The sequence below is a fragment of the Pseudomonas farris genome (assembly GCF_019145235.1).
GTDB classification, from domain to species: domain Bacteria; phylum Pseudomonadota; class Gammaproteobacteria; order Pseudomonadales; family Pseudomonadaceae; genus Aquipseudomonas; species Aquipseudomonas farris.
In genome coordinates this window covers 17,045-34,928 of record NZ_JAHSTV010000009.1, presented here as the reverse complement: position 1 = coordinate 34,928, position 17,884 = coordinate 17,045, and the positions used below count along the sequence as shown (strand labels likewise).

At 59.0% G+C, this 17,884-nt stretch carries 18 protein-coding genes and 1 pseudogene; 8 read left to right on the top strand and 11 right to left on the bottom strand.

The annotated features are described in order from the left end of the window. Window positions 1–616 precede the first annotated feature (616 nt). Both KVG95_RS19300 and KVG95_RS19295 read left to right on the top strand, forming a co-directional pair. On the top strand, window positions 617–994 hold the full coding sequence (locus tag KVG95_RS19300; RefSeq protein ID WP_217857571.1) for a DUF6124 family protein: 378 nt from the start codon (window positions 617–619) through the stop codon (window positions 992–994). A 31-nt stretch (window positions 995–1,025) separates the two neighbouring features. Further along, a complete protein-coding gene (locus KVG95_RS19295) occupies window positions 1,026–1,283 on the top strand; it encodes a hypothetical protein (RefSeq protein WP_217857570.1) in 258 nt (85 codons plus the stop codon). A gap of 129 nt (window positions 1,284–1,412) precedes the next feature. Here KVG95_RS19295 and KVG95_RS19290 read toward each other — a convergent pair whose 3' ends face one another. Next, window positions 1,413–2,297 carry an EamA family transporter gene (locus KVG95_RS19290; protein ID WP_217857569.1) on the bottom strand — a complete coding sequence of 295 codons (885 nt, stop codon included), beginning with the start codon at window positions 2,295–2,297 and terminating at the stop codon, window positions 1,413–1,415. Between the two features lie 119 nt (window positions 2,298–2,416). Here KVG95_RS19290 and KVG95_RS19285 point away from each other — a divergent pair, with 119 nt between their 5' ends. Both KVG95_RS19285 and KVG95_RS19280 read left to right on the top strand, forming a co-directional pair. Then, entirely contained in the window at window positions 2,417–3,205 is a 789-nt protein-coding gene (locus tag KVG95_RS19285; protein WP_217857568.1) for an AraC family transcriptional regulator, read from the top strand. A gap of 168 nt (window positions 3,206–3,373) precedes the next feature. Continuing rightward, the gene (locus KVG95_RS19280) at window positions 3,374–3,742 is read left to right on the top strand and encodes a DUF6124 family protein (protein WP_217857567.1); all 369 of its coding nucleotides are present in this window, start codon (window positions 3,374–3,376) and stop codon (window positions 3,740–3,742) included. Window positions 3,743–3,908: 166 nt separating this feature from the next. On the opposite strand, the gene KVG95_RS19275 is transcribed toward KVG95_RS19280, so the two are convergent. Both KVG95_RS19275 and pmrG read right to left on the bottom strand, forming a co-directional pair. Beyond that, window positions 3,909–4,799, bottom strand: coding sequence for a phosphatase PAP2 family protein (locus KVG95_RS19275; RefSeq protein WP_217857566.1), 891 nt, complete (start codon window positions 4,797–4,799; stop codon window positions 3,909–3,911). 34 nt (window positions 4,800–4,833) lie between these two features. After that, a complete protein-coding gene (gene pmrG / locus KVG95_RS19270) occupies window positions 4,834–5,505 on the bottom strand; it encodes a lipopolysaccharide core heptose(II)-phosphate phosphatase PmrG (RefSeq protein ID WP_217857565.1) in 672 nt (223 codons plus the stop codon). 260 nt (window positions 5,506–5,765) lie between these two features. Here pmrG and KVG95_RS30430 point away from each other — a divergent pair. Beyond that, a pseudogene (locus tag KVG95_RS30430) lies at window positions 5,766–6,779 on the top strand (methyl-accepting chemotaxis protein); the annotation flags it as partial. A 42-nt stretch (window positions 6,780–6,821) separates the two neighbouring features. After that, window positions 6,822–7,685: a methyl-accepting chemotaxis protein gene (locus KVG95_RS30425; protein WP_407682179.1), complete on the top strand. Its 864-nt coding sequence runs from the start codon at window positions 6,822–6,824 to the stop codon at window positions 7,683–7,685. A 106-nt stretch (window positions 7,686–7,791) separates the two neighbouring features. On the opposite strand, the gene KVG95_RS19260 is transcribed toward KVG95_RS30425, so the two are convergent. The 7 genes from KVG95_RS19260 to mdaB form a co-directional block, all read right to left on the bottom strand. Next, window positions 7,792–8,160, bottom strand: coding sequence for a glyoxalase superfamily protein (locus KVG95_RS19260; RefSeq protein WP_217857563.1), 369 nt, complete (start codon window positions 8,158–8,160; stop codon window positions 7,792–7,794). Between the two features lie 168 nt (window positions 8,161–8,328). Then, a complete protein-coding gene (locus KVG95_RS19255) occupies window positions 8,329–9,786 on the bottom strand; it encodes an N-acyl-D-amino-acid deacylase family protein (RefSeq protein ID WP_217857562.1) in 1,458 nt (485 codons plus the stop codon). A 1-nt stretch (window position 9,787) separates the two neighbouring features. Continuing rightward, window positions 9,788–10,648 (bottom strand): MurR/RpiR family transcriptional regulator, encoded by an 861-nt coding sequence (locus tag KVG95_RS19250; RefSeq protein WP_217857561.1) that lies wholly within the window; start codon window positions 10,646–10,648, stop codon window positions 9,788–9,790. A gap of 15 nt (window positions 10,649–10,663) precedes the next feature. After that, entirely contained in the window at window positions 10,664–12,013 is a 1,350-nt protein-coding gene (locus tag KVG95_RS19245; RefSeq protein ID WP_217857560.1) for a GntT/GntP/DsdX family permease, read from the bottom strand. 220 nt (window positions 12,014–12,233) lie between these two features. Continuing rightward, window positions 12,234–13,679: a SulP family inorganic anion transporter gene (locus KVG95_RS19240; protein ID WP_217857559.1), complete on the bottom strand. Its 1,446-nt coding sequence runs from the start codon at window positions 13,677–13,679 to the stop codon at window positions 12,234–12,236. Window positions 13,680–13,881: 202 nt separating this feature from the next. Further along, complete coding sequence (locus KVG95_RS19235; RefSeq protein ID WP_217857558.1) at window positions 13,882–14,793, bottom strand: LysR substrate-binding domain-containing protein; 912 nt, start codon at window positions 14,791–14,793, stop codon at window positions 13,882–13,884. Between the two features lie 244 nt (window positions 14,794–15,037). Further along, the gene (gene mdaB / locus KVG95_RS19230; protein WP_217857557.1) at window positions 15,038–15,628 is read right to left on the bottom strand and encodes an NADPH:quinone oxidoreductase MdaB; all 591 of its coding nucleotides are present in this window, start codon (window positions 15,626–15,628) and stop codon (window positions 15,038–15,040) included. Window positions 15,629–15,788: 160 nt separating this feature from the next. Here mdaB and KVG95_RS19225 point away from each other — a divergent pair, with 160 nt between their 5' ends. Continuing rightward, window positions 15,789–16,103, top strand: a complete 315-nt coding sequence (locus tag KVG95_RS19225) for a putative quinol monooxygenase (RefSeq protein ID WP_217857556.1) — start codon at window positions 15,789–15,791, stop codon at window positions 16,101–16,103. On the opposite strand, the gene KVG95_RS19220 is transcribed toward KVG95_RS19225, so the two are convergent. Next, a complete protein-coding gene (locus KVG95_RS19220) occupies window positions 16,093–16,857 on the bottom strand; it encodes a sulfite exporter TauE/SafE family protein (RefSeq protein ID WP_217857555.1) in 765 nt (254 codons plus the stop codon). The two genes, KVG95_RS19225 and KVG95_RS19220, sit on opposite strands and share 11 nt — an antisense overlap. Before the next feature lie 101 nt (window positions 16,858–16,958). Here KVG95_RS19220 and KVG95_RS19215 point away from each other — a divergent pair, with 101 nt between their 5' ends. Continuing rightward, window positions 16,959–17,843 (top strand): LysR substrate-binding domain-containing protein, encoded by an 885-nt coding sequence (locus tag KVG95_RS19215; RefSeq protein WP_217857554.1) that lies wholly within the window; start codon window positions 16,959–16,961, stop codon window positions 17,841–17,843. Window positions 17,844–17,884: the final 41 nt, after the last annotated feature.

The window sequence follows — 17,884 nt, the reverse complement described above, 5'->3', positions numbered from 1 at the left end:
TTTAGCGTTACATCACGATACATGATCGGATGCTGATGCAGGACAGAAACGCATGAACTGCGCAGGCCGAGTAGAAAGATGCTCAGCGCCCCGATCCGATCGTTGACCGACTTCTATCTGTCGCCATCGGCAGCAACCATCGACTATTTGAAAGCTTGAAGGTGGATCGGGTATTTGTGTACGGTCTTCAAAACGGAGACTTGTTGCTTAGCGGCCGGATTAACCGACGTTGATTATGGGTTGACGGTAGGGTCATCGCTGGATCGGTTGAGGTTCGGTATCGGGGACCTTCCTATCCTCCCCGTCCTAGGAAATTTCCCGCAAAACGCATCGACTTCCATGAACTAGCGGGCGCGGCTCATCGAGGATAGCCTTCAGGTGTCGCTGCAAATCAGCGATTGGGCTTTGACAGGCCGAAAAGTGTAACCTTTCACTCCTCCTGATCAGGCAGCATGCTCACGCGCATGCAGTCTCGTTTATGGCGGCTGTGCGTGGGGCATCTTCGGGTGCACCGGGTTCCTACACTACCGGTCTGTCAACCCGCGCACAGCTGCCACCCAATTCTGTTTGACAGCAGAGGGGTGGCCGCTTCCATAACTAGTGTAGGAGCATCAACATGAAGAAGATCACCCCCAACCCTCCAGAAACCGATACCCCTTCAGAACCCGAAGCCCTCGACCTGACCCAACTCTCCAAAGCCACCCAACGCGCCGTCAGCGCCCGCTTGCGCGACCCGAAACAGCCCGATCCCGTGAGCCATGTTTTCACCATCCTCCCCGACGTCGATACGCCCACCCTGCTCGCTCACGCCAGCGAAACCCTGGCCTCCATGAATGTCATGACCACCGACCTGGCCGACCAACTCGAAGGCTCGCATCGCAACGTGGCATTGGCGATTCAGCAACTGGCCGTGCTGGCCGAGATGTTGATCAATCGAGCGCTGGATAACCTCGATTCGCCCACGCCGGCGGTCACGCCGTCTGCCACTGAGTGATCACGCTCGTTGATCGAATGGAGGTTTTGTCATGGATCGATACATGCCGATCACCGGCATCGACTGCACCATTGCGTCGCTGCTGATCGACACCGAAGCACCGCTGGATGTGCTGCATGAAACGGCGGCCTACCGCATCCGCACCGCGACTCAATTGCTGGAGAGCTTCGCCGCGAATGAAGGCGTTTACAGTGAACTGGCGCGAGTGCTAGTGACTTCGCTGCGCGATGGCTGCGATTTACTGGATGTGGTTGGGCGAAGGTTACAGATGCAGGTTTCGGCGTCGTAACGAACCAGGCATAGAAAATATTTGCCGCTTCCCCAACACAAGAAGGCACCTGACGAGCATATCGCAGGTGCCTTTTTTTGGATTTGAGCGGATAGGGATGCTCTGAATACGTGACAGAACTGAATGCCCCTATTTTCCAGAGGGTGCAATGCGCACCGACTGGCGCTCCTTCATCAACCCCACTGCAAGTGCCGATAGAATCAGCGCAATCGAAACCCCTTCATTGAAATCAACCCTATGCCCAAGCATCAGCATCGAACCTGCGATCCCAAACACCGGAATCAGCAAAGACAGCGGTGCCACCCTGGAAACCGGGTACTCTCGCAGCAGTAGATTCCAACCCCAATAGCAAAAATGCGTCGCCGCGTAGACTTGAAACAAAATCGAGAACACCGACACCCACTCAAGGTGCGTTGCCAGGGAGGTAAACGGAGCAGAACCGTGTGCCAGCCAAGTGAGTACCAACAAGGGAATCGGCGGGAACAGGCTAGCCCATACCACAAAGGCGAACATTTCCCGGACCTTCGACCTTTTGATGATGACGTTGCCGACACTCCAACTAAAGGCACTCACCAACAACAAGCCATAACCTACTGTCGTCGCATGGCCGGGACTGCTGAAAATAATGCTGATCAAGCCCAGCGCTGCGAGCCCCACTCCAAGAGTCTGTCCAAAGCTCAGATGCTCGCGAAACAGCAACACTCCCCAACCCAAGGTAAAAAATGCACTGAACTGGATCAACAGGGCAGCGGTTCCTGGTGGGACACCCAGTTCGATGCCCAGGTTGATTAACGCCCACATCGCGACGCCAAAAATCAATCCATAGGCGGCCAACCACCCTATGGCGATCGGCGGGCGCCTGACAAAAAATACCCACGGCAACGCAGCCAGCGTAAAGCGAAGAGCCGTCAGCAACAGCGGATCGATAGCGGCCAGGCCTAGTTTGGTGATGGGAAAGTTCAGGCCCCAGACGGCTGTCACCAAGACGGCCAGGGTCAGATGTTTTTTCTGCATGAAGTTCTATTTCCAGAAGACAAGGCAGGCAGCTGTATGCACCAACCAAGTCATCACTATGAGCAATAGAGGCAATGGCTCGCTTGCACTACCAGGTCATAAATCATTAAATTCGGGCCATGCGCGAAACTGAAATAGATCCCTACGAAAACACACCCCGCGATGCAGTGGTGACGGCCAATAACTATCTGGATGGCCAGCGCTTTGCGCTGCATACGCATCAACGTGGGCAGTACGCCTACGCCGCCTGCGGCGTCATCACGGTATTCACCAGCCAGGGTAACTGGGTCGTGCCCCCACAAAGGGCTATCTGGGTACCGGCGGGAGTTCCCCATGAGATGAGCATGAGCGGGCCGGTCACCATGCTTAATACCTACATCCGTAACCGTGCCGCGGCTCGGCTCAGTCTGCCTGCGCACTGCCAGGTCTTCGGCGTGTCGGCACTGCTTCGGCAGCTGCTGATCCGCGCCATAGATGTTCCGGCACTGTATGCGAAGGAGCATCTGGACGGCCATCTGATGACATTGCTGCTTCACGAAATAGCAGGCATGTCGCCCCTATCGCTTAATGCACCTCTGCCGGTTGAGCCAAGGTTGGCACACGCATGTCGCAACCTGCTGGAGCAACCTTCGCTGGAGATAGGGATTGATGATATGACCAGGCAAGTCGGGATGAGCCGCCGCACATTCACCCGTCTATTTCGCCAACAAACCGGTATCAGCTTCGTCGAATGGCGCCAGCAGGCATGTCTATTGGCGGCCGTTGTGCGTCTGGGTAACGGGGAGGCAATTACGAGGGTGGCGACTGATCTGGGCTATAGCAGCCCGAGTGCCTTCACCAGTGTTTTCCGTCGAATATTGGGCGAGGCGCCCAGTCGGTATTTTCGTAGCGAGAAAGGGTTTCTCTGACAGATTGGAGCCACGTGATCCTGGGAAATTTCCCGCAACCCGTAGCGACTTCCATGAACTGGCGAACAAGGTTTCCGGAAGATAGTCTTCACGCTTCGCTACAAACCCTGCGGACGGTTTTGACCAGCCGAACCAGCGTAAGGATCCCTAACCCCATGGAACGCCCTTATGAAAAAGCCTCCCCTGAAATTAGTTAAAAATCCGGCCACTTCTGAGCCTGAAACCCGCGCCCCTACCCAACTTCCCCAAGCCACCGAACGTGCCGTCAGCGCCCGCCGGCGCAACCTGAACAGGAACATCTTCAGCGTCCGCCCCGACGTCGATACGACCACCCTGCTCGTTCATGCCAGCGAAACCCTGGCCTCCCTCAACGTCATGACTTTGGACTTTGCCTATCGACTCGAAGGCTCGCAGCACAATGTGGCGCTGGCTCTTCATCAGTTGGCTCGGTTGACCGAACTGTTGGTCAACCGAGCGCGGGATAACCTCGACCCGAACGGGTTGGTGGCAGTAGACAAACCTCCCGTCGTTCACTGAGTGATCGCGCTTATAGATCGAAGGGAGGTTTTGTCATGGATCGATGCATGCGACGGTCACAGACACAGGTTTCGGCGTAGAAAAGCAAAATGGAGAAGCCTTACATCAACATGAATTTTTCTTCACCCAACCGCCTCTCTCCAACCTGTACATTCCTCTCGCTCATTCAAGAAACTACAGTTTGCCCGCCTCCCGCGGGCTTTTTTTTGCCTGTCGTTTTGTTAGCGATGTGTAACCCTGTAAACGGCTCAACCACAGGTGACGCAGCCTTCTGCAGTACAGGCAGCTCCAGCCGCGCCCGTCCATAGAACGCCAATGCCGTCAGCAAACATGCCAGCCATACAAAGATTCCGGCCCAGAAGGTGTGGGACATGTAGTGCCAACCCTGTAGAACCCGCGTCGTGCCGTAGACGAAACCGAGTAGCAGCGAGCCGTGCATCAGCGCTTTGGAATACCGCCAGCGATAGCGGCGCGCCACGAAGTACAGCGCGAGCATGGTGAAGCCGCCCGACGCATGTCCACCCGGCCAGCAGCGACCGGCGCCGGCGACTTTCAGCAGGTCGAAATTCTGGTACCACTCCTTGTGTTCGATTTTCCCGGCGTACTGAGTCGTTTCGACCGGGCAATACACACTGGTGTGGCCTTTGAGGTAGTGGATAACGCCAGTGCTGATGGAAAACGCGAACACCACATAGAGGACGTCCCGACGGTGTTTACTGGCGAACCGAAGTACCGGTGCGACTTTGATTTTTTCCAGGAACGCGATGATTTTCGAATGTTTTTCAGCCTTCAGCCGCGGCCAGAGAAACGACAGCAAAGCGCCAATCATCGCGACCTCACCAGTCCAGTTCGGGATGATCCGCGCCCATTTATGGGTGATCTTCTCGAACAAATGGACGTGGTCCAACGGAAACACGCGGGTGGCAGGATCATAAAAAAGATCGCTGAAGGCGATATCGATTTTGGTCAGGTCAAACAGCAGGAACACCACGACCGCACAGGCCAGCGGGATACCGAAGTTCGCCCAGTAAAAGCGGTAACGGGAAGAAATCAGCATCGTACGTCCTGATCCAGAAGAATGATGGTGAAGCTCATTCGGTGGTTACCGAACGCCAGTCGGAGGCCTCGATGAAACCGAGCATGCGCGGTGGCTGAGACTTTTTGGCGGAGATAAACAGAGAAGCGCCGTAACCCAGGGTCGCGGTCGGTAACTTGAGGTCTTTTTCGAGTTGCGCCATGCATTCGCTATGGGTCACCAGAATCAGGTTGCGCCCGGCCACTTTGTGCGCCAGGGCATCGCGCAGCATGCTGCCCCTGCAGCGGATCAACCAGTCTTCGCCGACGCCGACCTTGTTGAACATGTAACCGGCGGTTTGCGCCGTACGCATCATCGGGCTGTTGTAGATGTCGGCCCGATCCAGCCCCAGACGCTCGAACTGCGCGCCGACACTCACCGCCACGCTGCGGGAGCGGTCGGTGATTCCATCGTTGCCGATCAGGCAGGCGGCCGTGGAGTGATCACAACGCTCGACGTGGCGCACCAGCACGATCATGTCGCCCTTGGCCCAACCGGTCGCCAACGCCCGAGCACCCGCCACGTTGCCATGGGCCAGGTCCGGTACGGCAGCAGGCCGCAACAGCCAAATCGTCAGCGGAATAACCAACAAGACAGATGCCAGCACGACCGCGGCGTTTCGATAACGGGCCAAACGGCTCAGATCGATCGAGCGTTTTATCCCGAACAGACTCAGTCTCAATTCCACATCAAGCCGCCTCGCCGGCATGCACCCTTGTGATTCGATGCCGCGAGGGTAAAGAGGCGCGCGTCAGCAGCCGGTGAAACCCATGTGAAAAAAAGCTTAAGACCCGCCCAAAAATCTTGTTACAGAATCCATCCAACAAAATTCTTTCAGCTCTCGCGATTGCTGCCGATACAGACCTGCTAACCCTTTGCTGGCTCTTAAAACAACAATCTTCCAGCCAACCGACGATCAAGAAGCGCAACGTTCCTGGAGGAATATTGATGAATAGCTGGTTCGGTAATATCAGCGTGAACCTGAAACTGGGCCTGGGATTCGGCCTGGTCCTGGCACTGACTTGCGTCCTCGCCCTGACCGGCTGGACGAGCCTGGGCGGGTTGATTGACCGCAGCAACTGGATGAGCGACATCACTCAGCTCAACGCCGGCCTGACCAAACTGCGTGTGGTTCGCCTGCAATACATGCTGACCAACGGCGATGAAACGGCCGCACAAAATGTGCAGACCACCCTCGACGGCTTCATCGCTCAGCAACAAGCGTTGCTGTCGAGCTTCAAGAGCCCGGAAAACGTCAAATTGCTCAAAGAGCAGAGCGCGACCATCAGCGCTTACCAGATCTCCCTGAACAAAATGCGCAGCGCCTACCGCACCGGTAACAGTGCTCGCGACGCCATGGGCGCCAATGCTGAAACCGCCAGCAAGTTGATCGAAGCGATCAGCGCCCGTGTGCAGCAAATGCCCCTGAGCGACCAACGCTTCGAACAGTTCCAGGCCATCACTGCGGCCAAGGAAGCGTTCATCCTCGCGCGCTACGAAGTGCGTGGTTATACCGCCAGCACCAACGCCGATACCGAGCAAAAAGCCGTCGCCCAACTGGACACGGCCATCGCCAGCCTGAAACAGCTCAACGTGCATTTCGCCGAGACCCAGCAAGATGCCCTGCGCCAGTTGGAAACCGCGCTGAGCAACTACCGCAGCGCCTTACAAGCATATAAAGCCGCCAACACCGATGCGGTGCAGGCGCGCAAGGAAATGACCGAACAGGGCGCCACCATCGTAACGCTGAGCGATCAGCTGTATCAGATCCAGCTCGACCGCCGCGACGCCGAAAGCGCCCAGGCCCGCACGCTGCAATTGATCAGCACCTTGCTGGCGTTGCTGGTGGGCATCATTGCCGCCGTGATCATCACCCGTCAGATCACCGGCCCGTTGCGCGATACCCTGGCCGTGGTCGAACGCATCGCCAGCGGCGATCTGTCCCAGGACGTCAAAGTGACCCGCCGTGACGAACTCGGCGTGTTGCAGCAAGGCATCGCACGCATGGGCGTGACCCTGCGCGATTTGATCAGCGGTATCCGCGATGGCGTCACCCAGATCGCCAGCGCTGCCGAAGAACTGTCGGCCGTGACCGAGCAAACCAGCGCCGGGGTCAACAGCCAGAAGATCGAGACCGATCAGGTGGCCACTGCCATGCACGAGATGACGGCCACGGTGCAGGAAGTCGCGCGCAACGCTGAAGAAGCGTCCCAGGCCGCAGCCGCCGCTGACGGCGAAGCGCGCGAAGGCGACAAAGTGGTCAACGAAGCCATCGCCCAGATCGAGCGCCTGGCCAGCGAAGTGGCGCGCTCCACCGAAGCCATGAGCGTGCTGCAGAAGGAAAGTGACAAGATCGGCAGCGTCATGGACGTGATCAAAGCCGTGGCCGAGCAGACTAACTTGCTGGCCCTCAACGCCGCCATCGAAGCGGCCCGTGCCGGTGAAGCCGGTCGTGGTTTTGCTGTGGTGGCCGACGAAGTTCGTGGCCTGGCACAACGCACACAGAAATCCACCGAGGAAATCGAAGGTCTGGTGGCCGGCCTGCAGAACGGCACTCAACAAGTGTCGGCCGTGATGAACAACAGCCGCGCCCTGACCGACAGCAGCGTGGCGCTGACCCGCAAGGCCGGCGTGTCACTGGAAAACATCACCCGCACCGTGTCGAACATCCAGTCGATGAACCAGCAGATCGCTGCCGCCGCCGAGCAACAAAGCGCCGTGGCCGAAGAGATCAGCCGCAGCATCATCAACGTACGCGACGTGTCCGAACAGACCGCCGCCGCCAGCGACGAAACCGCTGCGTCCAGTGTGGAATTGGCGCGGTTGGGTAATCAGTTGCAGATGATGGTCAGTCACTTCCGGGTTTGACGCTAGGTCAGCGGTGAATGACAGATCCATTCGCGGGCAAGCCCGCTCCCACAGGGATTGCACATTACCTGTGGGAGCGGGCTTGCCCGCGAAGGCTGTCTAACGCTTAGACACTAATCGCATTGGTAAACACCAACCGATTCCCGAACGGGTCGGCCACCGTCATGTCCTGACTGCCCCATGGCATCGCCTGAATCTGTGGGCGAGCGAAAGAATATTCCTTGGCCAGCAATTGCTGCTGGAACGCCTCTAGCTCATCCGTCTCGATGCGCAGCGCCGAGCCCGGTGTCGTGTCACCGTGGTGCTCGGACAGGTGCAGCACGCATTCGCCACGGGAGATTTGCAGGTACAGCGGAAAGCTTGTTTCGAAGCGATGCTGCCAATCGATCTTGAACCCCAGGAAGTCGACGTAGAACTCCAATGCCTTGGTCTCATCGAAAATCCGCAGGATCGGGGTGGTTTTGCCGAAGCTCATGGCGTTGCTCCCAGACTGAAAAGGCCCAGAGTGTAGCTGGGCTGGATGTCAGCGCTTCGGCTTGGTTGCGGCTTTCTTTAATTGCAATATGCCACCATGAGACGTAGATCAAAAGATCGCAGCCTTCGTCAGCTCCTACAGGGGCCGCGATCTTTTCGGTATCACCGATCACCGAAACCCTTCACGCAAATCCCCTTCACGCGCCAGAAACCGCCCCTCTCTTCTCCCGTTCGCCTGACCTTCGCTGTAACTCAAGGCACCATTGACCCACACCCCATCAATCCCTTCCGCCGCCCGTTGCGGATCGTTGAAGTCCGCCACATCGCGAATCGTCACTGGATCGAACAACACCAGATCCGCCCAATACCCTTCGCGAATCTCGCCACGTTGCTTCAAGCCAAATCGTGCCGCCGACAGTCCGGTCATTTTGTGTACAGCGGTGTGCAGCGGAAACAGCCCTATGTCGCGACTGAAATGTCCGAGTACTCGTGGGAACGCGCCCCACAACCGTGGATGAGGAAACGGGTCTTCCGGCAAACCATCGGAGCCGACCATCGACAGCGGGTGCGCGAGGATTCTTCGTACGTCGGTTTCGTCCATGCCGTAATACACCGCCCCGGCCGGTTGCAGTCGGCGGGCGGCCTCGAGTAATGGCACATCCCACTCGGCGGCGATGTCGATCAAATCCCGACCACCCATTTGTGGATGCAGCGTGGACCAGGTGATGGTGATGCGATGGGCGTCGGTGACTTGCTTGAGGTCCAGGGTCGAAGAACTCGCCGCATAGGGATAACAATCGCAGCCCACCGGGTGGGTTTTCGCCGCGTGTTCGAGGGACGCCAGCAGTTGCGGACTACGTCCCCAGTTACCGGCGCCGGCACATTTGAGGTGGGAAATGATCACGGGGGCTTTCGCGTGGCGACCAATCTGGAATGCCTCGTCCATGGCCTCCAGCACCGGTTCGAATTCACTGCGCAAATGGGTGGTGTAAACCGCCCCGAATGCAGTCAGCTCTTCGGTCAATTGCATCACTTCGTCGGTGGAGGCGCAGAAGGCGTTGGCATACGCCAGGCCTGTGGATAAACCCAAGGCACCGGCCTCAAGGCTCTCTCGCAGTTGCTCGCGCATCGCGCTGATTTCATCGGCGGTGGCGGTGCGAAACAGGTCGTCCAGGTGATTGCTGCGCAACGCGGTGTGCCCCACTAATGCGGCCACGTTCAGCGTGGTATTCGCCGCTTCCACAGCCGCGCGATAGTCGCTGAAGCGCGGATAAACGAACGCCGCTGCGGTGCCGAGCAGGTTCATCGGGTCCGGCGGCTCGCCACGCAAACTCACTGGCGATGCGCTGATCCCGCAGTTGCCGACGATCACCGTGGTCACGCCTTGGCTGAGCTTGGGCAGCATCTGCGGCTGACGGATCACCACCGTGTCGTCGTGGGTGTGCACGTCGATGAAACCTGGGGCCAACACCCGACCGGCCGCGTCGATTTCTTCGGTGGCGCGAGCATCGTGCAAGTCGCCGACACGCTCGATGCGACCGTTCAGAATCGCCACATCAGCGGGGTAACCGGGGGTGTTGCTGCCATCGATAATCAGCGCGTTGCGGATCAGCGTGTCGTACGTCATGTCAATCTCCCAGCGGCAAGTGATCGTCGCCGCCGCGGTAGTCGTCCAGGGCCAGTTTGATCCGTCGCAGACGTTCTTGATTGTCTTCAGGACTGGCCAGCGCCAGCTCGGTAGCGAGCACATCGATGGCCAGCAGCATGCCGTAGCGCGCCGCCGTGGGTTTGTAGATGAAGGATGTCTCGGCGCTTTGCAGCGGCAACAGCACATCGGCCAGTTGCGCCAGCGGCGAATCAGCCCGGGTGATCGCAAGAATTCGGGCACCATAGCTGCGAGCCAGGTCCACCGCTTCGAGCATCTCGGGGGTGATGCCGGTCAGCGAGCAAGCGATGACGGCGTGTTCGGCACCGAGGCTGGCGGCGGTGACGCGCATCATCACTGGGTCGTGACACACCGCAATCGGGTAGCCGAGGCGCACCAGCCGCACTTGCAATTCATCGCTGCACAAGGTCGAGCAGCCGCCCATACCGAAGGCGTGAATCATCCGCACCTTGCCCAGCAGTTTCACCGCATCGGCGAAGCGCGATTCATCGAACGCAGATAAGTGCTGACGCAAGGTCGACTCGATATCACCGACGATCTGCCCGTAGAACGCCGACTGTTCAGGCGTGCCCGCCGGGTCGAGAAAGCGACTGCCGACGCCGCTGGCCTGGGCCAGTTGCAGGCGCAAATCCCGCAGGTCGCGGCAGCCGACGGTACGGGCAAAACGCGACAACGTGGCGGTGCTGACTTCCGCCCGCTGCGCCAGCTCGTCGAGGCTGGCGGAGGCGGCAAATCCTACGTCGTCGAGCATCAGCCGGGCGATGCGTCCTTCGCCGGCGCTGAAGGAATCCTGACGGGCGCGGATCTGATAGAGGATGTCCATGGCGGATGGCTCCGACTAAAGCAGGTAAGAAAGACCTACGGTCAAACCGAAGGCGACCACCGAGATGATGGTCTCTAGCACCGTCCAGGTCTGGAAGGTCTGGGTAACGGTCATGTTGAAGTATTCCTTGATCAACCAGAAGCCGCCGTCATTGACGTGGGAAAAGATAACCGACCCCGCCCCCGTCGCCAGCACCAGCAACTCCGGGTGGGGATAACCCAGTCCCACGGCCACGGGCGCGACAATCCCTGAAGCAGTGGTCATCGCCACTGTGGCGGAACCGGTGGCGATGCGCATCAACGCGGCGAACAGCCAGCCCATCAACAGCGGCGACAGCTGGAATTCATCGGCCAGACTGACGATCTGATTGGTGACACCTGCGTCCACCAGAATCCGGTTCAAGCCACCGCCGGCGCCTACCAGCAAGGTGATGCTGGCGGTCGGCGCCAGGCATTCATTGGTGAACTTGAGGATCGATTCGCGATTGAAGCCTTGGGCCAGGCCGAGGGTCCAGAAACTCAGCAACGTCGCCAACAGCAAGGCGATCACCGAGTTGCCGATGAACAATAAAAACTGGTTGAAGCCGCTGCCCGGGGTGGAAATCAGATTGGCCCAGCCGCCGATCAACATCAGCACCACCGGCAATAGAATGGTCGCCATGGTGAGGCCGAAACCCGGCAGGCTATCGCGCGGTTCACGCTCCAGGAACTGGCGCTCCAAAGGGTTATCCGCCGGCAGCTGAATGCGCGGCACGATGAACTTGGCATAGAGCGGACCGGCGATGATTGCGGTCGGAATGCCGATCAAAATCGCATAGAGCAACGTCTGCCCCACCGACGCCTGATAGACCTGCACCGCCAGCATCGCTGCCGGGTGCGGCGGTACCAGCGCATGGACCACCGAGAGCCCCGCGACCATCGGCAAGCCGACCATCAGAATCGACACGCCTACCCGCCGCGCCACGGTAAACGCGATGGGCACCAGCAAGACAAAACCGACCTCGAAGAACAGCGGCAGCCCGACAAGAAAGGCGATACACACCATCGCCCAATGCGCGTTTTTCTCACCGAAACGGTCGATCAACGTGCGCGCCACCTGCTCGGCGCCGCCAGACTCGGCCATCATCTTGCCGAGCATCGTGCCCAGCGCCACCACCAGCGCAATGTGCCCCAGCGTCTTGCCAACCCCGGCCTCATACGCGCCCACCACACCCGACGGCGGCATCCCGGCCAGCAGTGCCAAACCGATGGATACCAGCGTGATGACAATGAAGGGATTAAGCCGGTAACGGGCGATCAGAACGATCAGCGCAATGATGGCGATGGCGGCATAAACCAACAGCCAATAGCCGAAGGAAAGCATCATGCGGTACTCCTCGAAAGGGTCACGTCGAATGGGTTGTGAAACTCATAAATCATTTCGACGAGCGACTTTCAAACGAAGTGAAAGTAATTTTCGCGGAGGGATAAGGGATGTCGTGCAGAGGCATGGAAGGTTGTGAGTTATGAAAATTCGATAGTGGAACTTTCATCCTCCCGACGCTGATCCGTTCCCACGCGAGTGTGGGAACGATCACTCATCGATTTCAGTCGTGATGCTCGCTGGCGCGTTTGAGCAGTTTCTTGCAACGTTCGGACAAATGCAGCACGCGTAGCTGCTTGCCGGCCTTGGCGTAGCGCTCGCGCAATGTCTTCAGCGCAGCGATGGCCGAATAGTCGACGAAGCTCAGGTGGCGACAATCAAGGGTCACCTGGGCCGGATCATTGGCAGGGTCAAACTGGTTGAGGAATGGCGTGGTAGAGGCGAAGAACAGCGTGCCATGCAGGCGGTAGAGTTTGCTGCCGTCGCTTTCCTGATGAATGTCGGCATACAGCTCGCGGGCCTGTTGCCAGGCAAAGTTGAGCGCCGCAATGATGATCCCGCACATCACGGCGACGGCCAGATCGGTGAACACCGTAATCACCGTAACAGCAAGGATCACCAAAACATCATTCAGCGGCACCTTGTTCAGCACCCGCAACGAGGCCCAGGCGAAAGTCTGCTGCGACACCACGAACATCACCCCGACCAGTGCGGCCAGCGGGATACGCTCGATCAGCGGCGAAAGGAACAGCACGAACAGCAGAATCATTATCCCGGCCACGGCACCGGACAGCCGACCGCGACCGCCAGAGCTGAGGTTGATCATGGTTTGCCCGATCATGGCGCAGCCGCCCATGCCACCGAACACGCCAGAAACTATGTTGGCAGCTCCAAGCGCCACGCACTCGCGATCCGGGTAGCCGCGGCTCTCGGTGATTTCGTCGGTGAGATTCAGGGTCAACAGGGTTTCCAGCAGGCCGACCAACGCCATCAATATCGCGTAAGGCGTGATGATGTGCAGGGTTTCCAGGCTCCAGGGGATATCTGGCAGCGCGAAGCTCGGCAAACCGCCGGCAATGTTCGCCATGTCGCCCAGGGTGCGGGTCGGCAGGCCGAGCAGGTAAACCGCCAACCCAACGCCCAGAATCGCCACCAGTGCTGGCGGCACGGCACGTGTCAGGCGCGGCATCAGGTAGACGATGACCATCGTCAGCGCCACCAACCCGATCATCATGTACAGCGGCGAGCCACTCAACCAGGCCTCACCACTCTTGAAGTGCTCCAACTGGGCCAGGGCAATGATGATCGCCAAGCCGTTGACGAAGCCGAGCATCACCGGGTACGGCACCATGCGCACCAGTTTGCCCAGCCTCAACAGACCGAACGCCAGCATGATCAATCCGCCCAGCAGCACAGTGGCCAGCAAGTACTGCACGCCGTGCTGCACCACCAGCGCGACAATCACCACGGCCATCGATCCGGCGGCGCCAGACACCATCCCCGGCCGCCCACCAAACAGCGCAGTCAGGGTGCAGATGATGAAAGCGCCGTAAAGCCCCATCAATGGATTGAGGTGGGCCACCAGCGCGAAGGCAATGCATTCGGGCAGCAGGGCGAAAGAGGTCGTGAGTCCGGCCAGGACATCGGCGCGCAGACGTTTGGGTTTCATGGCTTACCTAAAAATACAGGCGGGAGAAGAGAGGGCGGATGTTACGGAATTGAGGGCGGGCAGGCCAGTGAATGGGCCGCAGAAACGCTTTCGCGAGCAAGCCCGCTCCCACATTGGTCCTGTGTCGTTCCCATCATCGTGAATCGACGCAAGTCCACTGTGTGCGGGCTTGCTCGCGAAGAACGATGACGCGGTCTACGAATCAGCCCTTGAAATCCGCAATCGCATAAGCCGCCAATTTGCCCTGGATGAAGTCCAGGAAGCACTGAATCCGTAAGGCAAGTTGCGAGTTGCGGTAGTACACCGCGTTGATCGGTTGGCGATATCCGCTGTTGAACTCCGCCAGCAGCACCTGCAAGCGACCGGCGCGGATGTCGTCGATGGTCATGAAGTGCGACAGGCAGGCAATGCCCTGCCCTGCCAGCGCCAAGTGCCGGATCGTCTCGCCGCTGGACGCACTGATCGACGCCTGGATCGGCCAGCGATCACCGTGGACATAGCGCAACGGCCATTGGTTGAGGCCTTCGTTGTTGGTGAAACCCAGCAGCGTATGTTCGGCCAGATCGGCAACCGCGGCCGGTATGCCGTGCTGCTCCAGATACGCCGGGCTGGCGACGATGTGCAGCGGGCTGCAACCCAGTGAGCGGGCGTGCAGGGTCGAGTCGGCCAGCGTGCCGATACGGATGGCGATGTCGGTGCTTTGTTCGAGCAGGTCGATGATCAGGTCGTTGCTGTTGAGTTCAAGCTGAATGTCCGGGTAGAGACGGCGGAACTCATCGATGTACGGCACGACGGCGTGCAGCATGAACGGCGACGCGGCATTGATTCGCAGACGCCCGGAAGGGGTTTGCTGGCGTGAGGACAGGCGCTCTTCGAGTTCGTCCATCTGATCGAGAATCAGCTTGGCGTGCTCGAAGAAGTACTTGCCCTCCTCGGTCAGGTCCATGCGCCGCGTGGTGCGGTTGATCAGCGTGGTGTCGAGCTTGGCCTCCAGTCGCGACAGCGTGCGACTGACCGCCGACGGCGTTTGCCCGACTTGTTCGGCCGCAGCCGAAATCGATCCGCATTCAATCACGCAGACGAAAATCTGCAACTCATCGGATCTGGCTTTCACATGTGTCCCTTATCGATAGTCCTGCGCCGTTCTACTGCGGCGAGGGGGCTTACCCTAATACCAGCCAAAGTGCGGAACCTGTGGGAGCGGGCTTGCTCGCGAAAGCGGTGTGTCAGCCGACATTAATGTTGAATGATAAATCGCCTTCGCGAGCAAGCCCGCTCCCACATGGATTGCGCATGACTAACTGGCATTGGGGCAAGCCAACTCACCACAGGTTCAGACTTTCGATAGTAGCTGAGCGTTATGCCTTAAGGCCAAACACCTCGCTCAAGTGCTGCTCATAACGCGCCACATCGGCTTCGATATTCGGGCGTTTCATCACATCCACGCACAGGAAGGTCGGTAAACCGGTCATGCCGAGGAAGGTGTTGGCTTTGTGGAACGGGAAGTACACCGCGTCCACGCCTTTGGCTTCGAAGAAATCGGTCGGGTCGTCGAAGGCTTGCTGCGGCGCGTTCCAGGTCAGCGACAGCATGTATTTTTTACCGTGCAGCAAACCGCCGCTGCCGTACTTCTGCGACGCATCGGAGCGCGTGCGGCCATCGCTGGCGTAGAGGCTGCCGTGGCCTTCGGTGAAGACTTCATCGACGTACTTCTTGACGGTCCAGGGCGCGCCCATCCACCAGCCGGGCATCTGATAAATGATCACATCGGCCCAGAGGAATTTGGCGACTTCCTCCGCGACGTCGTAGCCCTCGTCGATGAACGTGGCTTTCACATCCACACCGCCGCGATCCAGCACGCTCAACGCGGCTTCGTGCAACGTCGTGTTGTAGCGACCATCGGAGTGGGCAAATTTTTTGCCGCCATTGAGCAACAGGACTTTTTTCATGAGAAGTCTCGCAAGGTTGAAATTCGATGGCGGCAGAGTAGCGAGTCGTCTCACGCGGAATAAGCGCTCAATCAGCAAAATACATTTGACCAATACGCACGAATCGACATGGGATTGTTGCCGTAAACTTGCGCTGATTCTGACTTTCAAGGACAACCTGATGAGCGAACTGCAAGGCTTTATCCTGCACGCCAAGACCCGCCCGGAAAAAGCCGAGGCCTTCGAAGCGTTCTTTCGTGCCTATGTCGAACCGAGTCGCGCCGAACCCGGTTGCATCGAGTACCACATGCTGCGAGACAAACAGGACCCGACGCTGTTTATCTTCTACGAGATCTGGCAATCCCAGGCCCATCTGGACGTGCACTCAAACCTGCCGCACATGCAGCAGTTTCTTGATCAACGCATGGAATATCTGGAGCGGGATTTCGATATCCGCCCGATCGAGATGCTCAGCACTTCGTCCGCTAGCCGCTGATCAGCAAGTGGCCGCCGAGCACGCCGAGACCGATGAAGAACACGCGCTTGAACAACACGGCGCTGATCCGCTGGCGCAGCCATTGCCCCAGCAGCATGCCGAGCACCGCCGGAATCAGTGCCAGCAGCGACGCGCTCAACTCGCCACCGCCGAGGGCGCCGCGCCATAACAGGCCGGCGGCCAACGCGAGGGTCGAGACGGTGAACGACAGGCCCAGCGCCTGCACCAGCTCATCCTTGCTCAAGCCCAGTGCTTGCAGATAAGGCACCGCCGGAATCACGAAAACCCCGGTGGCCGAAGTGATGATACCCGTCAGCACACCGCAGAGCGGACCGAGCCAACGCTCGGTGCGACCGCCAACACGCAAGGTCGGCAGGAACAACCCGCTCAAGGCGTATATCAACAACGCTGCCCCCAGCCCTCGCACGACCCAATGCCCACCGGCCATGCCGATCCAGAGCGTGCCGGCGCCCGAGCCAATGAAAATCGCCAACAGCATCGGCCACAACCGGTTCAACAGCCCGCGCAAATGACCGCCGAATGCCAGTTGCCAGACGTTGGTCAGCGTCGCGGGAATGATCAGCAGCGCCGCAGCCTGCGACGGAGCCATAGCCAGACCGAGCAAGCCCATGGCGATGGTTGGCAGTCCGAGGCCGATTACACCTTTGATCATCCCGGCCAGCAGGAAGGTGGCGATGACCAATAAGGAAAGGGCTAAACCCAGATGCTGGTAAAACGCGGCGAGTGTATTCATGGGGCTATGGTGAGCGCTGAAGGTTGCCTTGAAAATCTGCCATATACTGAGGCTGCCTCTTGCTCAACAAGAGGCATGGGAACGATCTTCGGGATACCTGTATGCACTTCGACCTGACCGACCTGCGCCTCTACCTGAACATCCTCGACACCGGCAACATCACCGCCGGCGCCGCCCGCAGTCATCTGTCCCTGGCAGCGGCGAGCGCACGAATCCGCGCGATGGAATCTTCACTCGGCACTGATTTTCTGGAACGCGGCCGTCGCGGTATCAGCCCTACCCCGGCCGGCAAAGCCCTGGCGCAGCACGCCCGAGTTCTTTTGCAACAGGCCGAGCGCATGCAGCGGGATCTGGCCGAATACGCCAACGGGGTCAAAGGCCAGGTGCGGTTGTTGTGCAATACCACAGCGATCACCGAGTACCTGCCGGAGTTGCTGGCAGACTTTCTGCGCGACCATCCGAACCTCGACATCGACCTGCAAGAGCTGCCCAGCGCGCGCATCACCCATGCCTTGCGCCAAGGTGCGGCGGACCTGGGCATCGTATCTGACGCCATGGATACCGACGGCCTTCAGACCCGCTATTTCCGCGACGACCCGCTGGTACTGATCCTTCCGCGCGATCACCCCTTGGCCGACACCGGACCGTTAAATTTCAGCGCCACCTTGCATCATGATTACGTCGGCCTGAACGCCAACAGCGCCTTGGCCGTGTACCTGGAAGAACAGGCCCTGCACAGCGGCTTACGGATGCAGATCCGCATCCGTGCCGATGGCTTCGATGGCGTGATGCGCATGGTTGCCCGAGGTGCCGGGCTGGCGATCGTGCCCTTGGCGGCGGTCGAACGCTGGTCAGCTGAAACGCCGTTCAAAAGCATCGCACTGAAAGAGCCATGGGCCCGACGCAAACTGTTGCTTTGCGCCCGGGACTTCGCCGTGCTGCCCGGTTATGCCCAGGCCTTGCTGAACGTCTTGACTCTCCCCTGAGGGGCAGACTTTACCCTTGAGGTTTCATCTTCAGGGACCGT